This window comes from Pseudomonas sp. S44 (genome assembly GCF_016624805.1).
Lineage (GTDB): Bacteria > Pseudomonadota > Gammaproteobacteria > Pseudomonadales > Pseudomonadaceae > Aquipseudomonas > Aquipseudomonas machongensis.
The window spans coordinates 651993-676936 of sequence record NZ_JACVTY010000001.1; the positions used below are offsets into that span (position 1 = coordinate 651993).

Genomic DNA, 24944 nt, shown 5'->3' on the forward strand with positions numbered 1-24944 from the left:
CGAAAGGGCCATCCGCCTCAACCTGTGACCACCCTGCCCTCCAGCACCCGCGAAGCACACTGGGCAATCCGCCGGCAAGCCTCGCTCAACGCCTCGGCACCCAGCACCAGCCCCAGGCGAATATGCCCCGCCGCACTCGGCCCGAACGCCTCGCCCGCCAGTACCGACACGCCATGCTCCTCCAGCAGCAGCCTGGAAAACGCCTGGGCGCTGAGGCCCGTCTGGCGGATATCGACCATCACGAACATCCCGCCATCAGGCTTGAGTGCCTTCACCCCCGGACAATCGGCCAAGCGTTCGCAGACCAGGTCGCGCCGCTGTCGATAGGCCTCGCGCATCGCTTCGAGCTCCGGCAGGCGCTGCTCCAGCGCCACCACGGCGGCATCCTGGATGAAGTCCGGCGAGCCATACAGCATGCACAGCGCCAGGTTCTCCAGATGGCTGGCCAGCGCTGGCGAGCCGACCACCCAGCCAACCCGCCAGCCCGTCATGGCGTGGGACTTGGACAGGCTGTTCAGGGTCGCGGTCCGATCGGCCATGCCTGGCAGGCTGCCAGGGCTGATGTGCTCGCCTTCGTACAACAGCTCGCTGTACACCTCGTCGCTGATCAGCCACAGGTCATGGGCCACGCACAGTTCGGCCAGCGCCTCCCAGGTGCTGCGCGGCAGGCTGGCACCGGAGGGGTTGTGCGGGCTGTTCAGCGCCAGCGCGCGGGTACGCGGGGTGATGCGCGCGGCAACATCCTCGGCCTGCACGCGAAAGCCATGCTCGGGCTTGACCGGCACCGGCACCACCGTGGCGCCACAGGCGCCGAACACGGCTTCGTAGGTGACGTACATCGGCTCGGCGACGATCACCTCGTCACCCGGGTCGAGCACGCACTGGGCCACGCAGAACAACGCGCACTGGGCACCGGCCAGCACCGTCACCTGGTCGGCATCGACGGCTTGGCCGCTGCGCTGCTGGTGGCGCCGGGCGATCGCCTGGCGCAGGGCGCGCTTGCCGCGTACATCGGAGTAATGGGTGTGGCCGTCCTGCAGGCTGTCGATGGCGGCCTGGACGATCGGCGCCGGGGTGTCGAAGTCCGGGTCGCCCACCGACAGCAGCAGGATGTCACGGCCCTGAGCCTGCAGCTCAAGGGCGCGGTAATGAATCTCCCAGGCCGCAGCGCCGTCACCGGCGATGCGCTGGGTCAGCTTGGAAAAACGCATGAAAAGCCTCCATCAATGGGCGCAGGCATGCCTGAGTTCGATCAGGGTGACGCCATTGCGCGCGAATCCGTTCCTGAGTTCCTGCTCCAGTTCATCGAGGCTGCCGGGCTGCGCCACGGCGCAACCGAAGGCGCGGCCCAGGCCGATGAAGTCGGGGTTGCGCGGCAGCACGCCGATGGGCTCGATATCCAGGCCCAGCATATCGTCGCGGATCTGCCCGAGCGCATCGTTGTTCCACAGCAATACCACCAGCGGCCGGTCCAGCTCCTCGACCGCCGTGGCCAGTTCCTGCGCGGTGTACAGGAAGCCGCCGTCACCCACCAGCACCAGGCCCGGACGCTCGCCACCGGCGAACATGCCGCCGATGCCCGCCGGTAGACCATAACCCAGGGTTCCGTACCCTGTGGGGTGCAGCCAACTGCGCGGCGCCTTGCTGGGGAAAGCGTAGTTGCCGGTATAGGCCAACTGCGTCATGTCGGTACTGATGAAGGCATTGTCCGGCAATGCCCGGCCCACACGATCGAGAATGCCTTGGTGCAGCCGCTGCAACGGACCATGCCCTGCCCTCACCGCCTCGCGCAGGCCGGCAACCGCCTGGATGACCGCCATGGCGTCGCGACGAACCTGGGGAAGATGCTCCAGCACCCCGGCCAGGGTGAAGCGCGCATCACCCTGCAGGGCCAGCGCGCAAGGGTAGAAATCGTTGAACTTGCGCGGGTCGATGTCGATGCGGATCAGTTCGCCGTTGATCGGCAGGCGCTCGCGCCAGAAATCGGTGTCGGCCATCTCGGTCCCCACCGCCAGCACCACGTCAGCCTCGGCGATCATCTGCCAGCCAGGCTCCACACACAGGCTCGCGCCGGCACTGAGCGGCGCCTCAGGCGGCAGCAGCCCCTTGCCTGCCACGCTGGTGAACACCGGTGCAGCCAGGCGCTCGCTCAGCGCGGCCAGTTCAGCACCCGCCTGCAATGCCCCACCGCCAGCGATGATCATCGGGCGCTTGGCCGCCGCCAGCCTGGCTGCTGCGTGATCCAGCACCGTGCGATCCGGCACGCTGCGACCAGGACGGCGTACCACCTCGGCGCTCCAGTCACGGGCCACCGCTGCCGACAGCACATCCAGCGGCACCGAAATATGCACCGGCCGCGGTCGCTCGCTGTCGAACACCGCCCAGGCACGGGCGATCAGCTCAGGCAGGTCTTCCGGGTTCAGGGCCAGCGCCGAGAAGGCGGTGATCGGCGCGGTCATCGCGCGTTGGTCCTGGGTCTCGTGCAGGCAACCCCAGCCCTTGCCCAGGCTGGCGCTGTGGTTGACGCTGGAAATCACCAGCAACGGAATCGAGTCGGCATGGGCCTGGCCGATGGCGGTCGCGACATTGGTCACACCGGGGCCGGTGATGACGAAGCACACGCCCGGCTTGCCACTGATGCGCGCATAGCCGTCGGCCATGAAGCCAGCGCCCTGTTCATGGCGGGTCAGCACATGGCGGATGCCACTGCCAGGTAGGCCGCGATACAGCTCCAACGTGTGCACGCCGGGGATGCCGAACACGGTGTCGACGCCATAGTTGGCCAGCAATCGGACCAGGGCCTGGCCGCCGGTCAAGGGTTTGTCATGCATGTTCATCTCCTCAGGCCTGGCCCAGGCGGATCAGCGCATCGACCGCCGTGGTGGCGTTGGCGCCGACCATCAGTGGATTTACGTCCAGCTCCAGCAACTGGCTGGCGTTCTCGCAGGCGTAGTCGGCCACCGCGCGTATCGCGGCCACCAAGGCATCCAGGTCGGCCGCCGGACGCCCGCGGAAGCCCTGCAGCAATCCAGCGCTGCGCAGCCCGAGCAAGGCGGCGCGGATGGCGCCATCGGTGGTGGGCAGCAGCAGGCTGGCGCTGTCCTTGAGCAGCTCGACCAGCACCCCGCCCGCACCGATGACCAGTGCCAGGGCAAAACCGTTCTCGCGCTTGATGCCGACGATCAGCTCGGCCAACGCTGGCTCGGCCATCGGTTCGAGCAGTACTCGATCAAACGGCACCTGCGGCGCATGGGCGTGGATACGTTCGCGCATCTGGTGCAGCGCTGCCTCGAGCGCCCGGCCATCACGCAGGTTCAGCGCCACCGCGCCGGCTTCGGTCTTGTGCGGCAACTGCGCGCTGACGGCCTTGAGCACCAGCGGAAAGCCGACAGTGGCCGAATCGGCCAGCGCCGAACCAGGGGTGCTCAGCCGACCGTCCGGGACCGGCAAACCAAAGGGCCGCAGGGCCTGCTTGGACTGCCACTCGTCCAGCAAGCGCGCCTTGCCAGTCAGCGCCTGCGGGCACAACGGCACCAGTGCGGACTCGCCCAATGCCAGCAGGCGCGGTCGATTGGCCTGGTACGCCACGATCCGCCCCCACGCCGCCAGGCCATCTTCCACGCCCTGCAAAGCCGCAATGCCGTGGGCATGCAGATGCTCACGGGCGCTGGCCGGCAGCAGTTCGGGGAAGGCCGAGGTGACGAAGCCGATCTTGCCGTGACGCGCCAGGGCCTGGCAGTACAGCGCCAACAGCAGGTCGCACTCCTTGCGCTCGCCGGTGAACTCGGCCGGATAGTCGAGCACCAGCATCGCCGCATCGGCGTCGCTGCGCAGGGCGCTGTCGAGCATGCGCTGCAGCGCCTCGCCGTCGCCCCAGATGGCCGTGGTGAAGTCCAGCGGGTTGACCAGGTTGGCGTAGCCGGGCAGCACCTGGGCCAGTTCATCGACCTGGCCCTGCTCAAGTTTGGGCAGGCTCAGCTGATTGCGCTCGGCATAGTCGGCGATCAGCCCGGCATCACCGCCCGAGCAGGCCAGGGCGATCAGCCGTCCGCCTTGGGGCAACTGCCCGCAGGCGGCGGCCTTGAGGGTCTCGACGAAGCTTACCGGGCCGCTTACGCGAATCACGCCCAGGCGCTTGAACAAGGCGTCGTACAGTGCGTCGGAACCGGACAGCGAGCTGGTGTGGCTGAGCGCAAGCTCGGCACCGATCTGCGACACGCCAGTCTTCAGCGCGATGATCGGCGTGCCGCGCTCCAGCGCCTTGTGTGCGGCGCGAGCGAAGCCGGGTACGTTCTTCAATCCTTCCAGGTGCAGGCCGATGGCGGTGACGCGCGGATCGTCCAGCAGCACGTCCATCAGCTCGGCCACGCCCAGTTGCGCCTGGTTGCCGACCGAAGCCATGTAGGCCACAGGCAGCGAGCGGTCGCTCATCGACAGGTTGTAGGCGAAGTTGCCGCTCTGGGTGAGGATCGCCACGCCCTTCTCGACCGTCTTGCCACCATGGGCGACCGGCCACAGCGCGGCGCTGTGCAGGTAGTCGAGCAGGCCATAGCAGTTGGGCCCGAGCAGGGCCATGTTGCCGGCCGCCTGCAGCAGGCGCTGCTGCAAGGCCTCGCCCTCGGCGCCGCTTTCGGCAAAGCCCGAGGCGTAGCAGATCGCCCCACCGGCACCGAGCGCGGCGAGTTGTTCGACGCAGCTCAGGGTCAGCTCGCGGTTGGTGGCGATGAACACGGCATCCGGGCCGCACGGCAGCTCGGCGACGGTGGCCACGCACGGGATGCCATCGATGCTGGGGTGCTGCGGGTTGACCAGCCACATCGGGCCCTGGAACCCGCCTTCGGCGCAGCGCTTGAGGGCGCGGGCCATGCTGCGGCCACCGACGAAGGCCAGGTGCCGCGGCGCCAGCAGGCGCTTGAGGTTGTCACGAATCGACTGCGACATGAGTGTTCTCCAGCCCGATCAGCGCAGCAGAGGGCGCAGCAGTTCGCGGGAAATGATGTGCCGCTGGATCTCCGACGTGCCCTCCCAGATCCGTTCGATCCGCGCGTTGCGCCAGATGCGCTCCACCGGTCCCTCGTCCATCAGGCCCATGCCGCCAAAGATCTGTACCGCTTCATCGGCGACTTTGCCCAGCACTTCGCTGGCGAACAGCTTGGCCATGCCGGCCTCGCCATCGGTCATGCTGCCCTGGTCCATTTTCCAGGCGGTGTGCAGGGTCAGCAGCTCGGCCGCGCGGATCTGGGTGGCCATGTCGGCAAGCTTGAACGACACGCCCTGGTAACTGCCGATCGGTTGGCCGAACTGCTTGCGATCCGCCGACCACTGCAGCGACAGGTCCAGTGCACGCTGGGCCTGGCCGACGCAGTTGGCGGCGACCATCACACGCCCGGCGGTCAGCCAGGCGTTGGCCACTTCCCAGCCCTTGCCGACCTCGCCCAGCACCTTGCTGGCGGGCACCTTGCAGTCGTCGAAGAACAGCTCATAGGTGTGGTAGCCGCGATTGCTCACGCACTTGGGCCCACGGCGGATGGTCATGCCCGGGGTGCCGCGATCGACCAGGAAAGCGGTCACGGCATTGCGCTTGCGGCCGTTGTGCTCGTAGGTATCGGTGACCGCGAAGACGATGGCGAAGTCGGCATGCCCGGCATGGCTGATGAAATGCTTGCTGCCGTTGATCACGAAGTCGTCGCCCTGGCGCACGGCGCGGGTCTTGATCGCGTTGGCATCGGAGCCGGCGCCAGGCTCGGTGAGGGCGAAGCAATCGATCTTCTCGCCTTGCACGCTCGGCAGCAGGTAGTCGTTGATCTGCTCGTCCTTGCAGGCCATGAGAATTTTCGAAGGGCGTGCGACGAACACGTGCACGGCCCAGGACACCTTCGACAACTCACGCTCGATCAGCGCCTGGGACAGGTAATCAAGCCCGCCACCGCCGACCTCTTCGGGCATGTTGAAGGCATAGAAGCCTGCGGCGATGGCCTTGCCGCGGATCTGCGCCGCCAGCTCGGGCGACACCGCGTCGGCGCGGTCGACCTCTTCCTCGTGGGGCAGCAGCTCCTTGGCAACGAAACTGCGTACCGCTTCCACCAACATTTCTTGTTCTTGGGTCAGTTGGAAATTCATCTGGCATGGTCCTGGAGAAGGTACTGAGGGAGGTGTTGGAAGGTCATTTGCCGACGAAGCGCGCGGGCCTGCGCTCGACGGAGGCGCGCAGTGCCTCGGCACCGTCCTCGCTGCGCCCGCACAGCAGCCCGGCGGCCAGTTCTGCAGACAATTGCTCGGCCAGGGTGCGCTGGGCACCGTCGCGGATCAGGCGCTTGGTCTGGGCGAAGGCGAAGGTCGGGCCCTGGGCCAGGCGAGAGGCGAGTTCGGCTGTAACGGTCAGCAGTTGATCGTCGGCACAGACTTCGCCCACCAGGCCTGCGGCGAGCGCCCGTTCGGCGCCCCACAGCTCGTCGAGGAACAGCAGGCGCTTGGCCTGCTCGCTGCCGATCAACCGCGGCAGGTGCCAACTGGCGCCCGCGTCAGGGCTGTAGGCCATGCTGGTGTAGCCGGCCTTGAAGCGCGCCGAAGCGGCGGCGATGCGCAGGTCGCAGCACAGGGTCAGGTCCATGCCGGCGCCGACGGCGGTGCCGTTGATCGCGGCGAGGGTGGGTTTGTCGAGGGTGTGCAGGCGCTGCATCAAAGCATGGGCGGTTTCGGTCCAGCCGTAGCTTTCCAGGGCGCCGCGGGCTTCGGCCTCGGCCCATTCGGCCAGGTCAGCCCCGGCGCAGAAGCTGCGCCCACTGCCGGTCAGCACCACCACGCGCACGGCGGGGTCGGCATTGAAGTCTTCGAGCAGGCTGTGCAGGTGCTTGAGGGTGGGGATGTCCAGGGCATTGCGCTGGTCGGGGCGGTTGAGCGTGATCCAGGCGACACCGGCTTCGAGGGTGGTCAACAGGCTGGTCATGGGAAGCCTCGAGTTGTTGTGGTTGGGGTGGGCTTGGAGAAGATACTAAACGAGTGTTCAACAAGGCGGCAATTGGCGGATATGGGGCTGTTACAACTTCGAACAATCGGGGTTTGGGGGTGTTGCGGAGGGCCTCATCGCGGGACAAGCCCGCTCCTACAGAGATCGCATCTGTAGGAGCGGGCCGCGCGATAGGGCCAGTGGTTTCAGCGAAGATTCAAACCCCAGGCGCCGTCGGCACGAAGGTCTGCGAGCGCTTGCGGTTCATCACGAAGTACGCCAGGTAGCACAGGGCAATGAAGCCAAAGCCCCAGTACAGCGACGGCCTCTGCGTTTCATCCAGCGCCAGGAACACGAACAGCGAGCTGCACAGGGTGATGCACAGCAGCGGGATCAGCGGGTACAACGGCGCGCGGTACTTGATGTCCTCGAGCTTGCCGCCCTCGCGCAGGAACGCACGGCGGAAGCGGTACTGCGCCAGGGCGATGACGATCCAGGTCACGGTCCCGGACATCCCGCTCACGGCCATCAGCACCATGAACAAGGTGTCGGCGGCAATGAAGCTGGTCATCAGCGACACCAGGGCAAAGCACAGGGTGATGCTCAGCGCCCGCAGCGGCACGCCGCGCGAGCTCAGGGGCGACAGGCTTTTCGGGGCCATGCCGCTCTTGGACATGGCCCAGAGGATGCGCGTGGAGGCGTACAACCCCGAGTTGCCCACCGAGAGAATGGCGGTAAGGATGACGAAGTTCATCAGGTCGGCCGCGTACGGGATACCGACCATGTCGAACACCTGCACGAACGGGCTCTCCATCAGCCCGGCCTGCTGCCACGGCACGATGGCCGACAGCACCGCGATGGCCAGCACGTAGAAGATCAGTACGCGGAACACCACGTTGCGCACCGCCCGCGGAATGCTCTTTTCCGGCTGGTCTGTCTCGCCGGCGGCCACACCCATGATCTCGCAGCCCTGGAAGGCGTAGACCACGGTCATCATCACCGCGAACACCGCAGGCAGCCCGTTGGGGAACAGCGAATCGCCGATCAGGTTGTCGAGCATCGGTGCCGGTGCGCCGCTGGTCAGCGGGATGGCGCCGAAGATGACCAGGATACCGACGATGATGAAGCCCAGGATCGCCGCGACCTTGATCCCCGAGAACCAGTACTCGGCCTCGCCGAAGGCGCGGGTCGCCAGCGCGTTGAGGCCGAACAGCACGGCAACGAACAGCGCCGACCAGTACCAGATCGGCACCTCGGGGAACCAGCGGGTCATCAGCATGCCGGCGGCGGTGAACTCCAGGCCCACGGTGGTGGCCCAGCTCATCCAGTACACCCAGCCAATCATGAAGCCCGTGGCCGGGCCGATGTACTTGGTCGCATGGGCCTGGAACGAGCCCGAGACCGGCATCTGCACCGACAGCTCACCCAGGCAGACCATCACCAGATACATCAGGAAGCCTGCCACCAGGTAGGCCAGGATCGCCCCCATCGGGCCACCCTGGTTGATGGTCACCCCCGAGCCCATGAACAGGCCGGTGCCGATCACACCGCCCAGCGACAGCATGAAGATGTGCCGGCTCTTGAGCGCGCGAGTGAGGTGGATGCCTTTGCGTTCGGAGGGCTCAGACATGACGCACCTCCACAATGGCGTTGGGCTGAGCTTTGGGACCTTTCATTATTGTTATCTCCAATAAGCCTGACGGACCGCGAACCACACGGTTGTCAGGGATTATTGGAAAGCGATGTAAGCGGACGTTGAAGCTTGGGATCGAAGATGTAAAAAGTCGTAAGAATTATGTACGAGCGCTCTGGATCAACTGTTCCAGCAGGATGAACGCGGCATCCAGGGCGCTTCGCGTGCTGTCTGCCAGCGCCTGCAGCGCCTGGCTGTCCAGAGCCACTGCTGCTTGCTCGACCTGCCTCAACGCCGTCGCCAACTCGCTCAGCCCCAACGAATCGCTGCTGCCCGCCAGGCGATGGGCCAAGTCTGCGGCCTGGGTACAGTCACCCAGGTACAAGGCATCGAGCAAAGCCCCGCGCTGCGCCTCGAGGCTCTCGCGCAGGGTCGCCAACAGGCCCTGCACCTTCTGCTCGCCGAGCAACTGGCGATGGGTTTGCAGCAGGGCCAGATCCAGGGCGGCGTGTACATCGGGCTTGAGCACCAGCGGCTCGGCCTGGGCCAGTGCACGGCGCAGTCGATCCAGGCGCAACGGTTTGGCCAGCACCCCCTGCATCCCGGCTTCCAGGTAGCCGCGTACCACGGCTGGTTGCACGCCCGCCGTCAGGGCCAGGATTCGCGTCTGCCGATTCGGCCCGGCGCCCGCGCGCAGTTGCCGGCACAACTCGACACCGCTCATGCCCGGCAGGTGCACATCCAGCAGCAGCAGGTCGAAGCGTCGTTGCGCGCAGACCGCCAGCGCCTGCGTCGCATCCTCGGCGAAGCTGACCCGGTGCCCGTCACGCTCGAGCAAGCCGCCCGCCACCTCGCGGTTGAGCGCCACATCCTCGACCACCAGGACCTCGAGGGCAGGCGAAAGCCCCTGGCTGGCGGACTCGGCGGCAACATCGCGGCCCGCGGGCAGCTCCACCTCGAACCAGAAGCAACTGCCCTGCCCTTCGCGGCTGTCCACGCCGATCCGACCGCCCAGGCGTTCGATCAGGTGCTTGCAGATTGCAAGCCCCAAGCCCGTGCCGCCGTAACGCCGAGCCACGGTTTCACTGGCCTGGGTGAAACGCTCGAAGATCCGCGCCTGCATTGCCGGGGCGATGCCGATGCCGTCATCGCTGACCTGCACCCGCAACCACTGCCCCTGCAGCACCCGCACCTCGAGGCTGACCCGGCCGCCTTCGGTGAACTTGATCGCATTGGCCAGCAGGTTGCTCAGCACCTGGCGCAGGTACTGCTCGGCGCCGAACTGATGGGGCGCCAGCCGGGCATCGATATGGCAGTCCAGCTCGGTGCCATTGGCGGTGGCGCGCGGCTCGAGCAGGGTCAGCACCTCGTCGCACAGCTGGCGCAGGGCAAAATTCACGGGCTCCGGGTGGCTTTCACCTTCTTCCAGACGGGCGAAGAACAGCACCTCGTTGAGGATGCTCGACAGCCCTTCGCCGGCCTTGTACAGCGCCTCCAGACGCTTGCGGCCCAACGTGTCAAAGCTGCTGCTGCGCAGCAGTTCGGCCATGCCGAGAATGCCGTTGAGTGGAGTGCGCAACTCGTGGCTCATGGTCGCCAGGAAGCGCGACTTGGCCAGGTTCGCCGCCTCGGCTTCGTCCTTGGCCCGGGCCAGGCTTTCGGTGCGCCGCTCGACCATGGCCTGCAGTTCGTCACGCTTGTCCTGCAGGGCCAGGCGATCCTGCTCGCGGCGCTCGATATCGCTGAGGATCGCCTGGCGCATGTCGTCCAGGGCGTGGGCCACGGTGTCGATCTCATCGGCGCGTGGCGAACGCCGCTTGTCCAGGCGTAGCGGCTCCTGCCACTGGCCTGCCGCCACGCGCCGGGCAAACTCGGCCATCACCTGCAAGTGGCGGGTGACCAGGCGGTAGAACAGCCCGGACAGCGCCACCGCCAACCCGCAGAGAAACACGCTCATCCATAGCAGGCTGGTCAGCCCGGTGGCGAACAGGCGCTGATGCACCGCGCCCAAGTCGATGCTCACCTCGAGTTCCCCCAAGTGCCTCGGCGGCCCGGAGGGCGGCTGGAAATCCAGGGCGAACCGCTCGACGCGCAGTGGCCCGGCAGGTTCGGCCTGGCCTTGCAGCAACTGAAAGTCGCTGCTGTCCAGCCGCACCCGAGCCACATCGGAGAAGTCCACCAGCCCGCGCAACTGAACGTTGAGCTGCTCCTGGTCCAGGTCCCACAGGCTGCGCTCCAGGCTCGCCAGGTAACCGGCGCGGATCAGTTCCATGCGCGCGTCGATATCGCGCATTTCGCGGCGGTACTCGAAATACAGCTGCACCGCGCTGGCCAGCACGGTGAAGCACAGGCTGAACAGCAGGATGAACAGCAGCAGGCGGCGCAGCAGGCCGTCGGCGCGTAGACGAATCATCGCGCACCTGCCGATTGCCCGATCATGTCGCGGTAGGTCACTTCGCTCTGATGCAGCCAGTTGTCGATTTCGCCGCGCTCGCTCATCTGCTGCAACTGCGCGTCGATCTCATCCATGCGCTGGCTCAAGGGGCTATGGCGTGAAACGGCGACTCGCAGATAGTCGACACTCAGCGCCACGGGCAGCGCCTGGATATCGCCTGCGCCGGGCAGGTGCTCGACGAACAACTCGCCGGTGCGCCGCTCCTGGATCACGAAGTCGATGCGCCCGCGAATCAGCTTGCCGAAATTCTGCTGGCTGGACGACACCCATTCGATGTTCTGGTGGCGGGCAACGAAACGGTCGAAGGCCGGGCCGTAGCTTTCGCCGAACAGCAGCCCGCCGCGATAGCTGGCAAGATCGTCGAGCTGTTCGAAATGCACCGGTCGCTTGCGGTTGACGAATACCGCGACCTCCTCGCGCAGTACCGGCACTCGGGAGAAGCGCATGCCTTGATCACGTTGGTCGCTGCTGTAGGCCAGCACCACATCCACCCGCCCTTCGGCTGCATCCAGCAGGCAGCGCTTCCAGTTGCCCAGCACCACGATCTCGACCTCCAGCCCGAGCCGGGCGAACAACTCGCGCACCACGGTCGGCGCCAGGCCACGCACCTGCTTGCCATCGCTCCACGACACCGGCGGGTACACCGGGTAATCGCAGTAACGCACCGGCGCTGCCGCCAGCGCCTGCACGCTCAGCAGCAACAGCCAGGCGAGGCCCAGGCCGCGCATGGCCTCAGGCCGCCACGCTGGCGGTGAACAGGTAGCCGGTGCCGTGGATGGTGATGATCAGTTGCGGCTCGGCCGGGTCGTCGTGCAACTTGCGCCGCAGGCGGCCAACCAGCACGTCGATGGAACGGTCGTTGGGCACCCACTCGCGGTTGCGGATCTGGTCCATCAACTGGTCGCGGCTGAGGGTGTGGCCACTGTTGCGCAGGAACACGCTCAGCAGCTGGAACTCGCCATGGGTCAGCAGGGTTTCACCGCCCTGCGGGTCGATCAACCGGCGTCGGTCGCTGTCCAGCGCCCAGTCGGCGAACTGCTTGAGGCAAGGGCTGGCGATGGCGCCAGGGCGGGTTGTCTGGGCGTGGCGCACGCGGCGGATCAGGTTCTTGGCCCGCGACACCAGTTCACGCGGGTTGAGGGGCTTGATCACATAGTCGTCGGCGCCGCATTCAAGGCCGACAATGCGATCGATATCATCGTTGCGGCCAGTGATCAGGATGATGCCGACCTCCGAGCGCACCCGCAGCTCGCGGGTCAGGGTCAGACCGTCCTTGCCCGGCAGGCGGATGTCGAGCATGACCAGGTCCACCGGCTGGCTGGCCAGGTAGCGCTCGGCCTCTTCGGCGGTGTCGGCGCAGCGTACGTCGTAGCCTTCCCGCGCGAGATAGGCCTGCAACAGGTCACGAATGAGCGGATCGTCGTCGACGACCAGTACCCGAGGTGTCATTGCGTGTGGTCTCTTCTTTGATGTTGTTCTGAAACCCGCGCCAGCAGCCTACCCGGTACTGAACGACCGATCAACAGCCTCCCGGCAGGCTGAAGCGCCGACGCCCGCCGGCCTGTAGGCCATCGACCCAGGCCTCGCAAATCTGCACGCCCTGTTCCGGGGTGAAGGTATTGGGATTGAGCCCCGATTCGAGCCACAGGCCATCGAGCAAGGCGCTCAGGCTGATCGCGGCAAGGTCCGCGTCGAAGGCCTGCCAGCCCTCCTCGCCGGCCAGCGCCGCCAGCAAGGCAGCCAGTTCGTTGCGGTATTCGGAGTAGGAGTGGTCGTGCGCCTGATTGATCGCCTCGGCGGTTTTCACCGCGCCCCAGAAGGCCAGCCAGGCGTCGAGCAACTGCGGGTCGAGCAACTCGGCGCAGAACGATCCGCGAAAGAACGCCGACAGGCGCTCGCGGGCATTGGGTGCGGCCTGCGCCATGGCCTCGCGCAGCAGGCCCATGACCCGCCCGGTCACAGCGCGGTAGGCCTCGGCGACCAGTTCGTCCTTACCCGAATAATGGTGACTGATCAGCCCTACCGACACCCCTGCCTCGGCGGAGATCTTGCGGATCGACGCGCCCTGGAAGCCGTCGCGCTTGAGACAGGCCAGGGTCGCCTGGACCAGGATGGCCTTGCGCTCTTCGGGCGCCATGCGGTTGTAGCGGGCTTCCTGGGTCATGCGGATTCTCGTCGCGGCAGGTTGGACTGAACGACTGTACAACAAGGCGCAGCGCGTGATAAACCCTGTGCTCCGGCCAATAACAAGAATCCCAGCCATGTCCGACCTGATCACCTGCAGCCTCGACCAGGGTTTGCTGACCCTGACCTTCAACCGCCCCGACAAGCTCAACGCGCTCAACAGCGCGATGTACAGCGCGCTGGACCGCCATCTGCAGGCGGCCAGCGAAGACCCGGCCGTCGAGGTGATCCTGCTGACCGGCGGCGCGGCCTGCTTCAGCGCCGGCAACGACCTGCGCGACTTTCTCGACAACCCCCCACGAGATCTGGACAGCCCGGTGTTTCGCATGATGCGCACCATGCTGGCACTGGACAAGCCGCTGCTCGCCGCCGTCAACGGCCCCGCCATCGGCATCGGCTGCACCCTGCTGCTGCACTGCGACCAGGTGCTGGTCAGTCGTTCGGCGAAACTGCGCATGCCCTTCGCGCCCTTGGGCGTGTGCCCCGAATTCGGCTCGAGCCTGCTGCTGCCACGCCTGCTGGGGCATCAGCGGGCGGCGCGATTGCTGCTGACCAACGAGTTGCTCAGCGGCGAACAGGCACTGGCCTGGGGCCTGGCCAATGAGCTGCATGACGACGGCGAACAGTGCCTGGCGGCCGCGGTGGCGCTTGCCCGGCGCTTGCAGGCCATGCCGCAGCAGGCCCTGCGCATCAGCAAACGCCTGCTCAAGGATGGGCAGCGACGGGAGCTGGAAGAAACCGTGCGGCGCGAGGGCGAACTGTTTATCCAGTGCCTGGCCAGTGATGAAGCCAGGGCGGCGTTGCACGCATTGGTCAAGCAGTAGCAAAGCACACCGATCTCGGTGTAGGAGCGGCCTTGTGCCGCGATCGGACGCGAAGCGGCCGCAAACTCGGCAACCGAGGTTTTCCTGATAGATCTCGGCGCCTGGTTTTACGGCCGCTTCGCGCCCGATCGCGGCACAAGGCCGCTCCCACAGGGGTTGGACTGGCCTTTAGATTTTGAACAAGACGCTTGCTCCTGCACACAAAGGAGCAGCCTGCGGCGGATAGAAGCATTTCGCCACCAGTCATTCCTTTGTCATCTTGCTGTCTTATTTTTGCTGCACCACAGGGCCCGGGAACAACACAACGTGAACCGCCGCTCCCCCTCGCCTGCAGGCTTGTTGCCCCTGCTGCTGCTGATGCTGTGCACCGTCACCCTGGCCTTTCTCTGGGGGCTGCATTTCACGCAAAAGGCCGCCGCCCGTCATGATGCCCTGGCGGCCAAGGCCGCCGAGCACCTGAACCTGGCCAGCATCGTCGGCGAAAGCCTGCGCCAACTGGTCGATCGGGCCCAGGCCGTAGGGCGTGTCACTCAGGATGACCTGCTCAGCATGCGCCAGGGCAACCTCAGCCTGGCGCGGCTGTTGGCCGAAGATCCCGTGTTCAAGCGCATGAGCCTGTACGACCAGCAGGGTCGCCTGGTCTCTGCCAGCCCTATCGACGAGGCCCAACAACTGCCGGAAGACTGGCTCAAGCAGCTCAAGCAACATGTCGCGCGCCATGGTTTCAAGCCCTTCATGCCCCAGATCGCCCCCGACAACGCCCCCAACGCCTTGCCAAAATGGCGCCTGCCCTTCCTGCTGCCGCTGACCGACCTGAGCGGCCGCGAGATCGACAACATCCTCGTGGTACAGCTGGACATCGGCTACCTGGCGGTACTCTTCCAGCACATCGACCTGGGTCACAGCGGCCTGATGCGCCTGCTCCAGGCGGACGGCCAGGAGCGCGTACGCATCGACAGCAGCGGCGTGGTGGTGGCCGCCGAGTCGCTGGAGCCGGAACTGCCCAGCGGCAACAGCGACGCGGGGCAGTTCACCCAGTACACCTACGCCAGCACCTACCAGAGCCTCTACCGCCGGGTCGCCGACCGCGGCTTCAGCGTGGTGGTCAGCCAGCGTCATGACGAGATTCTCGCGCCCACCACCCTCGCCTACGACCGCCAGTTCTGGCTGAACCTGTGCATGACCCTGCTGATCCTCGGCGGCCTGTTCTGGAGCCTGCGCCTGCTGCGCAAGCGTCAGGAAGCCTTCAGCGAGCTGGAGCAGACGCAACAGGTCAACCAGCAGTTGATCGGGCGCCTGGAGGATGAACATCGACGCAGCAGCCACGCCGCCGCCACCGACCACCTCAGCGGCCTGCACAACCGCCGCCAGTTCGTCGAAGTCGCCGCCCAGGCCCTCGCGCGCCAGCGCGCCCGGCGTCGCCTGACGGCGATCCTGTTCATCGACATGGACCGTTTCAAGTCGATCAACGATTCACTCGGTCACAAGATCGGCGACCTGTTGCTGCAAGCCGTCGCCGGGCGTATCCAGCGCATGCTCGAACCCGAAGACGAAGCCTCGCGCTTCGGCGGCGATGAATTCGTGGTGCTGCTGGCCGGCAACCGCAGCGAGGAACAGATCGACGCCTGGGTCCGCGCGCTGGTGGTGAAGCTGTCCGCGACCTACGCCCTGGACGGCAAGGAAGTCAACACCAGCCCCAGTGTCGGGGTGAGCATCGCCCCGCGCGATGACCAGGAAATCGACAGCCTGATCCGCTGTGCGGACGCGGCGATGTACTCGGCCAAGCAGGCTGGGCGTGCGCAGTACCGCTTCTTCGACCCTTCGCTGAACCTGCCCGACATCCAGGCCTTCACCCTCGAACAGGCCTTCGGCAGCGCCCTGGCCGAGCACCAGTTCGTGCTTCACTTCCAGCCGCAGATTCGTCTCGACACTCTGCAGGTACTGGGCTACGAGGCACTGGTGCGCTGGGAGCATCCCGAGTTCGGCCTGCTCTACCCGGACCGTTTCATCGGCATGGCCGAGCGCAGCGGCTTCATCGTCGAGCTGGGCTGGGAGGTGCTGCGTCTGGCCTGCGAGGCGTTGGCGAGTTGGCAGGCCCAGGGCCGTGATACGCGCCTGGCGGTGAATGTCTCGGCGCTGCAACTGCGCCAGGCCGACTTCAGCGAGCGCTTGCTTGAAACCCTGGCGCAGCATGCCATCGACGCGCGGCACCTGGAGCTGGAGATCACCGAAACCACCGTGCTCGACCCCGAAGGCACGGCCCTCGAGCACCTGCACCGGCTGCGCGCCGCCGGTATCGGCATCAGCCTTGACGACTTCGGTCGTGGCTATGCGGGCTTCGCCCACCTGCAGGCGCTGCCGCTGTCGAAGCTGAAGATCGACCGCGCCCTGATCGCGCCGCTGTGCAACAGCCATGACGACAGCCCGATCGTCTCCTCGACCATCATCCTGGCCAAGCGCCTGGGCCTGGAGGTGGTGGCCGAGGGCGTGGAGACCCGCGAGCAGTTGGTGTGCCTGAAGCTCGCCGGTTGCGACATTGCCCAGGGCTATCACTTCAGCCGTCCGCTGTCGCCGGCACAACTGCGCGACTACCCGCCCTTCAATGCCCTTGAGGAGAAATCATGCGTGCATTGAAAGCACTGACACTGCTGGCCCTGATGCTGCCAGCGCTCGCCGCGCGGGCCGACTGTGCGCCCCGCAGCCTGCGCCTGGCGGTGATCCCGCTCAAGGGCGCCGAGGCGATGCTGCGCGAAAACCAGCCACTGTTGCAGCGCCTGAGCGAGGCCACGGGCGTGCCGGTGGAGCTGGTGGTTGCGCCCTCCTACGAGGGCGTGGTCGATGCCATCGTCTCCGGCGGCGCCGACATCGCCCGGCTGGGGCCGGCCTCCTATGTACTGGCGCACCGTCGCGACCCGCAGGTCGAGGCCTTCGCCACCTTCACCCTGAGTGCCGGGCCCTATACCCCGGCCGGCAACCACTACCAGGCATTACTGCTCACCCGCAGCCCGGGGCCTGCGGACCTGACAGCGCTGCGCGGCAAGCGCGTGGCACTGAGCGACCCGGCCAGCACCTCCGGCAGCCTGGTACCGAGCGTCGAGTTCGCAGCGCAGGTGACCACGCCCTTGCAGCGCTACTTCGGTGCGCTGGTGTACGCCGGCACCCATGACAAGGCGCTGCAGGCCCTGCTGGAAGGGCGCGTCGATGCCGCCTTCGTCGCCAGCGAGCGCGCCGACGCCTACCTTGCCAGCCACGCCATCGCCCCCGCCAGGCTCCAGGTGCTGTGGCGCTCGGCGCCGATCTACTACGACCCCTACGTGTTCCGCGCCAACCTGTGCCCGGCGCTCAAGGCCCGCATTCGCCAGGCCATGCTCGACGACCCCGAAGCCCTCGCCGCCTTCGCCCACTCCCAGGACGCCAGCGGCCTGGTTGCGGTCAGCCATGCCGAGTATGCAGGCCTGGAACAGATGATGGACGCAGCGCTGGATCGGTAGTTTCTGATGAGACATACCTGTCAACTCTGTCAGTAGACGAGGTTTTACCGTTCTTTCATTCTGCACGCAGAATCCAGGAGGGCTTGCCCATGTACAAAGTATGTATCGTGGTGCTGATGCTGGCGCTAGTCACGCTCGAAGCCAATGCTGATTTTGTGTTCAAGCATCCAGGTGCACTGGTCTCTCAACAGCAGTTGCGCTTTGTCGCGGCCCACCTGAACGAAGAGCCTTGGAAGGCGTCCTATGAGGCCGCCATGAAGTCCCCGTTGGCCGCGCTCGACTATGAGCCGCGCCCTCACGCAACCGTCGAATGTGGTCCGTATTCGCAGCCGGATATTGGCTGCACCGACGAAATCCAGGATGCGCAAGCCGCTTATCTGCAAGCCCTGTTATGGAGCTACAACGGAAACACCCAACACGCGGAAAATGTGCGCAAAATCCTCATGGCCTGGAGCGGCCAGTTGAGGGAGCACACGAACAGCAATGCACGCTTGCAAGCCTCATGGGCCGCTCAGTTATTCACGCGAGCAGCGGAGATTCTCAAATACAGCTATGCACCGTGGCCCCAGGATGAGAAGTATGCTGTCGGCCACATGTTCAAGACGCAATACCAGCCTTATGCCTATGCCATGTTTCAGCCGGGCGCTGGACACAACTACAGAAGCAACACCAACTGGCATGCCAGTGCAATAGAGGCCCTCGTCAACATTGCGGTGTACAACAAGGATGAAAAACTTTTTTTCGAGGCCATCAGCCGTTGGAAGTCAGTGCTCACGGCTTACGTGTATATCTCCACGGACGGCACGCGCCCACACGATACCCCCTGGTGGTCACGCGATCCGCAGGACGTAAATACCGCCTGGCATAATCCGACGCGCTACATTGATGGGATGCCGACGGAGTTCTGTCGCGATCTTCCCCATAGTGGTTATGGCGTATCAGCCCTGATCAACGTTGCCGAAACCGCACGCCTTCAAGGTATCGACTTGTATCAGGAACATGCTCAGCGCTTGACCAAGGTCATGGAGACTTTGTCCAAATACAGTCTCGATCTCTACGAGCAGAAAAGTGACTATTCCGAAATCTGCGGCAAAAAAGTCAGCGGCTGGCCACGTGGCACACTGTTCATCGGCTACAACCATTACGCTAATCGCTTGGGCATGGAATTGCCCTACACCAAGGCATTCATCGAGCAGCACCCCACCTATAGTGGCCAAGTTCATTACCAATGGGAGCGGTTGACGCATTTCATGGTGACGCCGTGAATGTCCATACCGTGTATTCGGATTCAACTTTTGCGTTCTCTGGCCATCGAACAAACATGATCCTAATGATGACGGAGGTTCTTCATGGCGATTCGCGCCACCTTGCTGGTTTCCTGCCTGGCCCTGGCGCTGGGCGGTTGCGTCGGCTCCTCGGCGGACAAGCCGCCACCCAAGACCATGCCGGTCAATCTCGAGCAGTACCAGGGCAAATGGTACGAACTGGCACGCCTGCCGATGTTCTTCCAGCGTGACTGCGTGCAGTCCGAAGCCAATTACCAGTTGCGCGAAGATGGCCAGGTCGATGTCACCAACCGCTGCCGAGACGATGACGGCGAGTGGCAGGAGGCGACCGGCATTGCTCAACTGCAGCAACCCGGCCAGACCGACAAGCTGTGGGTGAGGTTCGACAACTGGTTCAGCAAACTGGCGCCGGACACCGCCAAGGGCGAATACTGGGTGCTGTACCACGATCCGGACTACCGCGTGGCCGTGGTTGGCCATCCGAACCGCGAGTACCTGTGGCTGCTGTCGCGCACGCCTACGGTGAGCGAACGCACGCGCAACCAGCTGCTCGAAGTGGCCCGCCAGCGCGGCTACGATACTCGCGAGCTGATCTGGCGCCAGCCCGACTGATATCTGCGGCTCAACGCAGGTCCTGGGTCACCTGCCCGACCGCCTGCACCACGCGGCGTGCGCCTTCCTGAATATCGGTGATGGCGCTGCCCGCCTGGCCTGCCAGGGTCAGCCCGACCCCCGCCTGCTCGCGGCTGTGTTCGATCTCCACCACCGCTTGATCGGCCAATTGCTGGTTACGCGCCACCACCGCGACGATCTCTTCGGTCGCCGCGCTGGTGCGTGCTGCAAGCTGGCGCACCTCATCGGCGACCACGGCAAACCCGCGCCCCTGCTCGCCTGCACGGGCCGCTTCGATGGCAGCGTTGAGCGCCAGCAAGTTGGTCTGCGAGGCGATGCTGCCGATGGTCTGCACGATCGAGCTGATGACCAGCGACTGCTTGCCCAGGGCCTCGATGGTGGTCGAGGCGCTGTACATCTGATCGGCCACCGCCTGCATCGTCTGCACCGCTTCCTGCACCACGCTCGCCCCCTCGCGGGCACTGACGTCGGTGTTGCGCGACACCTCCAGGGCCATTTGCGCAGCGCGGCGGATATCGTCCTCCTTGCGCACCTGGTCGGTGATCACCGAGGCGAACTTGATCACCCGGCTGATCTTGCCCTCGGCGTCGTAGACCGGGTTATAGCTGGCCTCCAGCCAGACTTCCTGCCCCCGGCTGTCCAATCGGCGGAAGCGCCCGGCGACATAGCGCCCGCTGTTGAGGGTCTTCCAGAACTCCTGGTAGGCGGGAGCTGCAGCCTCTTCCTTCGGGCAAAACAGGCGATGGTGCTGGCCGACCAGTTGCGTGAGCGAATAGCCCATGGCGCCGAGGAACTGTTCGTTGGCCGTGAGGATATTGCCTGCCAGGTCGAACTGGATCACCGCAGTGGAGCGCAAGAGCGCCTCGACGAATGCTCCGTTCTCACGGCTCTTGTCGATCTGTGCCGTGACTTCGCTGCCGTAGCCCTGTACGTAATCCAGACGGCCATCGTCGCCGCGCACCGGTAGCCAGGTCAGGTGCAGCCAGATCAATCGGCCTTCGCGGGTGAGGAAGCGGTAATCGTCACGAATCGGCTCGAAGCGTGACAGCGCCTCGTTGAAGCGCCGATAGCACGGCAGAGCGGTCACGTACCCCGGCACCACATCAGCCAGGGCCTGGCCGATCAAGGCGCCATGCGGATGCCCCAGCGCAGCCGAACAGGCTTCGTTACAGGCGCTGATCCGGCGCTCGGCGTCCAGGCGCAGGGCCAGGTTGCCTCGTTCCATTGGGTCGAGCAGCGCGCGCAGGCGTTTGACCTCGGCTTCGCTTGCCGCGAGCCGAGCTTTGATTTTGCGATCGAACATGGGACACCCTGCAAACAGTTGTGTGGTAGAGCACGCACGCATCCTGCAAGCCAGCTTCCCTGGTGGCCGTCAGGCCCCGACTTCCGGGGGCCCGTCACTTTCAAACGAGAATGTGATGCAGCATCTCAGGAAAGACCGAGCGCCGCTATCAAAGTGCTATTAGCCGTTACAAAATAACGTTTTGATCCGATGAACGGTCGTGCGCTATTGGGGGGATGGGGAGCTAGAGGAGGTTGGCTGGAAGGGGGGTTGGGGCTGGAAGGTGCTCGCCCCCACACAAAACCCTCGAAAGAGATGACTCCTACACCGCCCGCGCCAACCGCCACAACCGTGCGATATCCCCCGCCCGCGCCTCAAGCAGCGCCCCGGCCTCGGCACAAGCATGCTCAAGTGTCATCGGCCCGCTGGTCACGGCGAACGCGGCATCGATGCCATGGGCATACAACGCCTCGTAGCCCTCCCCCAAGGTGCCGGCAATCACCACCACCGGCACACCGTGACGCTTGGCCACGCGGGCCACGCCCATCGGGGTCTTGCCGCGCAGGGTCTGGGCATCGAAACGGCCTTCGCCGGTGATCACCAGGTCCGCGCCCTGCACCAGCCCGTCCAACCCGGCGAGCTCCGCCACCACTTCAACCCCAGGACGAAAACGCGCACCCATGAAGGCCTTGGCCGCAAAGCCCATGCCGCCCGCCGCACCGCAACCGGGAGATTCACGCAGGTCTTCACCCAGCAACTGCGCGCAATGATCAGCGAAATGCCCCAGTGCCTGGTCCAGCTGCAATACCTGCTCGGGCGTTGCGCCCTTCTGCGGGCCGAAGATCGCCGAGGCACCATTGACCCCACACAAGGGGTTGTCGACATCCGCCGCCACCTCGAACTGCACCTCGGCCAGGCGCGGATCAAGGTCGCTGGCGTCGATGCGTGCCAGTTGCGCCAGGGCCAGACCGCCCTCGGCCAGCGCCTGGCCTTCGCGGTCCAGCAAGCGCAGGCCCAAGGCCCGCAGCATGCCGCTGCCAGCGTCGTTGGTGGCGCTGCCGCCGATGGCCAGCACGATGCGCTGCGCACCTGCCGCCAGGGCTGCGGCAATCAGCTCGCCGGTGCCCCAGGTACTGCTGCGACAGGCATCGCGCTGTGCGCTGGGCAGCAACTGGATGCCACTGGCCTGGGCCATCTCGATCACCGCGGTGCGGCTCTGCGCCAACCAGCCCCAGCTCGCCTCCACTGGCGCCCCCAGCGGCCCGCGCACCACCTGGCGGCGCTGCTCGCCCTCGGTGGCCGCGACGATCGCCTCCATGGTGCCCTCACCGCCATCGGCCATCGGGCACTCGATTCGCTCCGCCTCGGGCCAGACCTTGGCCAGCCCGGCGCTGATCGCCCGGGCGACACCGGCGGCATCGAGGCTGTCCTTGAACGAATCGGGGGCGATGACGACTTTCATGGTGAATCTCCTGGTCCTGTTAGCCCGCATGCTGACAGCTGCGCGCCAGAGCGGCCTCGGTCGGATGCACAAAACACCTGGCCGGTTGTTTGGGCAAATGCCACTGCCCGGATCCGGGACTCACTCGGCGGGTAGCAGTTGCAAGCCCAGGTACAGGCTCAGCATCCCTTCCAGACGCAGCGGATCCACCTCGCCCAGTTCAGCGATACGCTCCAGTCGATAACGCAGGCTGTTGCGATGGATCCCCAAGGCATCGGCGCATGCCTGGCTTTGTCCGTCATGGGCGCACCAGGCACGCAAGGTGGCGAGCAATTGGCCGCTGGCATCCTTGGCGCGGATGCGTTGCAGCGGTTCGAGCAACTCGTCCAGGGCATCATCGTTGCGGTGGCGCCAGAGCAACGCCGGCAAGCGATAGCGCGACAAACTCAGCACGCGCTCGCCGGGCACTACCTCGCGGCCATACGCCAACAGGTCGCGGACCCGACGGTAACCTCGTCGCAGTTGCTCCAGGCTCTGCGCCACACTGCCCAGGGCCAGGCGCTGGACCTGCCAGCCATGGCGCTGCAAGCGTTCGATCAGGCGCACCTCATCCAGCGCCACGCTTGCCGGACGGCACCAGAGCAACGATTGACGCGCCGGGCTTACGCACCAGCTGTCGGGATAGCGGCTGGTCAGCCAGGCCGACAGCGCTTCGCCCGGTGGCCCAGCCTCCAGTTCGAACAGGCAAGGCACCCTTGGCAGTTGCGGCTTGAGCCCCAGTTGCCGGGCTTCATCCACCAGCCGGGGGGACTCGCCACTGCCACCGAGCAGCAGCGCCAGCAGATCGTCGCAGCGCTGCCGGCGCCACTGTTGCTCGATCTGCAGGTGACGCTGGGCCAGGAGCATCTCGGCGGTCATGCGCACCAACTCGCCGTAGGTGCGCAGTTGCTGCGGATCGCCGGTCAGGCCGAGCACGCCGATCAATCGGTCGTCGAGCATCAACGGCAGGTTCACCCCTGGCTGCACGCCCTTGAGACATTTGGCCGCCTCGCTGTCGAGTTCGACGATGCGCCCATTGGCCAGGACCAGTTGCGCCCCCTCATGGCGGGTATTGATGCGCTCTGGCTCGCCGCTGCCCAGGATCAGGCCCTGGCTGTCCATGACGTTGACGTTGCACGGCAGGATCGCCATCGCCCGGTCGACGATATCCTGGGCCAGGTCGTGGTCAAGCTCGAACATGTGGGTTCCTTGCAGTGACAGACTTTGTTCCGCAGCACAGCCGTGCGTGCCCTACGCTGTGCAAAAGCACAAAGACAGCGGCGCCCTGCTCGCCGAGACTCGTTTCAGGCGAGCGCCGGAACAGGCGCCGCGTGACAACCATAACAACAGAGAATTTCATCATGGCACACAGCCCTGCCCCTGACCAAGGCCAAGACCCCAGCCGCAATGCGCTGTACCGGCGCATCATCCTGCGGTTGATCCCGTTCATTTTCATCTGCTACCTGTTCAATTACCTGGACCGCGTCAACGTCGGCTTCGCCAAGTTGCAGATGCTCGACGCGCTGAAGTTCAGCGAGACCATCTACGGCCTGGGCGCCGGGATCTTCTTCATCGGCTACGTGCTCTGCGGCCTGCCCAGCAACCTGGCGCTCAACCGCTTCGGCCCACGGCGCTGGATCGCGGTGATGATGATCGCCTGGGGCACGCTCTCGACCTGCCTGCTGTTCGTCACCACGCCGATGGAGTTCTACGTGCTGCGCCTGTTCACCGGCGCCGCCGAAGCCGGCTTCTTCCCCGGCGTGGTCCTGTATCTCTCGCGCTGGTTCCCGGCTGACCGCCGGGGCCGCATCATGGCCCTGTTCATGTCGGCGATCCCGGTCTCGGGCCTGCTCGGCGGGCCGTTCTCCGGCTGGATTCTCGACCACTTCGCCGCCGGCCAGCACGGTCTGGCGGGCTGGCAGTGGATGTTCCTGATCCAGGGCCTGCCGACCGTGGTGCTGGGCATCCTCGCGGTGTTCCTGCTCAGCGACGGCTATCAGAAGGCCCCGTGGCTGTCGGACAGCGAGCGTCAACTGATCGCCAGGGACCTCGCCGCCGATGCCGCGAGCAAGCCGAGCACCACCGGCGACAGCGTGTGGGCCGTGCTGACCAACCCACTGATCTGGACCTTCGGCTTCGTCTACTTCTGCATCCAGAGCGGCGTCTACGCGATCAACTTCTGGCTGCCATCGATCATCAAGAACCTGGGCTTCGACAGCCCGCTGCTGATCGGCTGGCTGAGTGCGATCCCCTACCTGCTGGCCGGTGTGTTCATGATCATCGTCGGTCGCTCGGCAGACCTGCGCAACGAACGCCGCTGGCACTTGGTGGTGCCGATGCTGATGGGCGCCATCGGCCTGCTGATCGCGGTCAACTTCGCCAGCAACCCAACCGTGGCCATCCTGGGCCTGTCCATTGCCACCATGGGCGCCCTGACCGGCCTGCCGATGTTCTGGCCGATGCCCACTGCGCTGCTCAGCGCCAGTGCGGCCGTCGCGGGCCTGGCGATCATCAACTCGGTGGGCCAGATGGCTGGCTTCCTGAGCCCGTACCTGGTTGGATTCATCAAGGACCAGACCGGCTCGACCGACGCTGCGCTGTACTCGCTGGCCGGAGTGATCGTGCTGGGCAGCCTGGTGGCCCTGCGCGTGTCGCGCGCCGGGGCGCTGAACGCCGCACGGGCCAACTGACGCCTGGAGGCGCGGGCTTGCCCCGCGCCTGCCGCAACGG

19 protein-coding genes and 1 pseudogene are annotated in these 24944 nt (G+C 65.7%); 6 read left to right on the forward strand and 14 right to left on the reverse strand.

Features of this window, described 5'->3' with window-relative positions; genetic code table 11:
• Window positions 1-17: 17 nt before the first annotated feature.
• From IAE40_RS02880 to IAE40_RS02925, 10 genes are all read right to left on the reverse strand, one after another.
• The gene (locus IAE40_RS02880) at window positions 18-1211 is read right to left on the reverse strand and encodes a pyridoxal phosphate-dependent aminotransferase (protein ID WP_200602621.1); all 1194 of its coding nucleotides are present in this window, start codon (window positions 1209-1211) and stop codon (window positions 18-20) included.
• Window positions 1212-1223: 12 nt separating this feature from the next.
• Complete coding sequence (locus IAE40_RS02885) at window positions 1224-2831, reverse strand: 5-guanidino-2-oxopentanoate decarboxylase (RefSeq protein ID WP_200602622.1); 1608 nt, start codon at window positions 2829-2831, stop codon at window positions 1224-1226.
• A 10-nt stretch (window positions 2832-2841) separates the two neighbouring features.
• Window positions 2842-4941 carry an acetate--CoA ligase family protein gene (locus tag IAE40_RS02890; RefSeq protein ID WP_200602623.1) on the reverse strand — a complete coding sequence of 700 codons (2100 nt, stop codon included), beginning with the start codon at window positions 4939-4941 and terminating at the stop codon, window positions 2842-2844.
• 18 nt (window positions 4942-4959) lie between these two features.
• A complete protein-coding gene (locus IAE40_RS02895) occupies window positions 4960-6120 on the reverse strand; it encodes an acyl-CoA dehydrogenase family protein (RefSeq protein WP_065863505.1) in 1161 nt (386 codons plus the stop codon).
• A gap of 43 nt (window positions 6121-6163) precedes the next feature.
• The gene (locus IAE40_RS02900) at window positions 6164-6946 is read right to left on the reverse strand and encodes an enoyl-CoA hydratase/isomerase family protein (protein WP_153774932.1); all 783 of its coding nucleotides are present in this window, start codon (window positions 6944-6946) and stop codon (window positions 6164-6166) included.
• 217 nt (window positions 6947-7163) lie between these two features.
• Complete coding sequence (locus IAE40_RS02905; protein ID WP_200602624.1) at window positions 7164-8576, reverse strand: amino acid permease; 1413 nt, start codon at window positions 8574-8576, stop codon at window positions 7164-7166.
• A 163-nt stretch (window positions 8577-8739) separates the two neighbouring features.
• On the reverse strand, window positions 8740-10992 hold the full coding sequence (locus tag IAE40_RS02910; protein ID WP_200602625.1) for an ATP-binding protein: 2253 nt from the start codon (window positions 10990-10992) through the stop codon (window positions 8740-8742).
• Window positions 10989-11762, reverse strand: coding sequence for a substrate-binding periplasmic protein (locus tag IAE40_RS02915; protein ID WP_200602626.1), 774 nt, complete (start codon window positions 11760-11762; stop codon window positions 10989-10991). Before IAE40_RS02915 ends, IAE40_RS02910 begins: the two co-directional genes overlap by 4 nt.
• Before the next feature lie 4 nt (window positions 11763-11766).
• Window positions 11767-12483, reverse strand: coding sequence for a response regulator (locus IAE40_RS02920; RefSeq protein WP_054894133.1), 717 nt, complete (start codon window positions 12481-12483; stop codon window positions 11767-11769).
• A 70-nt stretch (window positions 12484-12553) separates the two neighbouring features.
• Window positions 12554-13198 carry a TetR family transcriptional regulator C-terminal domain-containing protein gene (locus IAE40_RS02925; RefSeq protein WP_063544536.1) on the reverse strand — a complete coding sequence of 215 codons (645 nt, stop codon included), beginning with the start codon at window positions 13196-13198 and terminating at the stop codon, window positions 12554-12556.
• A gap of 97 nt (window positions 13199-13295) precedes the next feature.
• Here IAE40_RS02925 and IAE40_RS02930 point away from each other — a divergent pair, with 97 nt between their 5' ends.
• The 5 genes from IAE40_RS02930 to IAE40_RS02950 all read left to right on the forward strand — a co-directional run bounded on the left by IAE40_RS02930 (window position 13296) and on the right by IAE40_RS02950 (window position 19431).
• Window positions 13296-14042 (forward strand): enoyl-CoA hydratase, encoded by a 747-nt coding sequence (locus tag IAE40_RS02930; RefSeq protein WP_200602627.1) that lies wholly within the window; start codon window positions 13296-13298, stop codon window positions 14040-14042.
• A gap of 306 nt (window positions 14043-14348) precedes the next feature.
• A complete protein-coding gene (locus tag IAE40_RS02935; protein ID WP_153774928.1) occupies window positions 14349-16676 on the forward strand; it encodes a bifunctional diguanylate cyclase/phosphodiesterase in 2328 nt (775 codons plus the stop codon).
• Window positions 16664-17533, forward strand: coding sequence for a phosphate/phosphite/phosphonate ABC transporter substrate-binding protein (locus IAE40_RS02940; protein ID WP_197889540.1), 870 nt, complete (start codon window positions 16664-16666; stop codon window positions 17531-17533). The genes IAE40_RS02935 and IAE40_RS02940 overlap by 13 nt, the downstream gene beginning before the upstream one ends.
• Window positions 17534-17622: 89 nt before the next feature.
• Entirely contained in the window at window positions 17623-18798 is a 1176-nt protein-coding gene (locus IAE40_RS02945) for an alginate lyase family protein (protein WP_200602628.1), read from the forward strand.
• A gap of 84 nt (window positions 18799-18882) precedes the next feature.
• Complete coding sequence (locus IAE40_RS02950) at window positions 18883-19431, forward strand: lipocalin family protein (protein ID WP_153774926.1); 549 nt, start codon at window positions 18883-18885, stop codon at window positions 19429-19431.
• Between the two features lie 10 nt (window positions 19432-19441).
• Here the strand turns inward: IAE40_RS02950 and IAE40_RS25945 are convergent, their stop codons facing one another.
• The 4 genes and pseudogenes from IAE40_RS25945 to IAE40_RS02965 form a co-directional block, all read right to left on the reverse strand.
• Window positions 19442-19948: a methyl-accepting chemotaxis protein gene (locus IAE40_RS25945; RefSeq protein ID WP_442797139.1), complete on the reverse strand. Its 507-nt coding sequence runs from the start codon at window positions 19946-19948 to the stop codon at window positions 19442-19444.
• Window positions 19949-19984: 36 nt separating this feature from the next.
• Window positions 19985-20797 (reverse strand): annotated as a pseudogene (locus tag IAE40_RS25950) (PAS domain-containing protein); the annotation flags it as partial.
• A gap of 259 nt (window positions 20798-21056) precedes the next feature.
• Complete coding sequence (locus tag IAE40_RS02960) at window positions 21057-22196, reverse strand: glycerate kinase (RefSeq protein WP_153774924.1); 1140 nt, start codon at window positions 22194-22196, stop codon at window positions 21057-21059.
• A gap of 120 nt (window positions 22197-22316) precedes the next feature.
• On the reverse strand, window positions 22317-23414 hold the full coding sequence (locus tag IAE40_RS02965; protein ID WP_054893964.1) for a sugar diacid recognition domain-containing protein: 1098 nt from the start codon (window positions 23412-23414) through the stop codon (window positions 22317-22319).
• 161 nt (window positions 23415-23575) lie between these two features.
• Between IAE40_RS02965 and IAE40_RS02970 the strand changes: the two genes are divergently transcribed.
• Window positions 23576-24904, forward strand: a complete 1329-nt coding sequence (locus IAE40_RS02970) for an MFS transporter (protein ID WP_200602629.1) — start codon at window positions 23576-23578, stop codon at window positions 24902-24904.
• Window positions 24905-24944 lie beyond the last annotated feature (40 nt).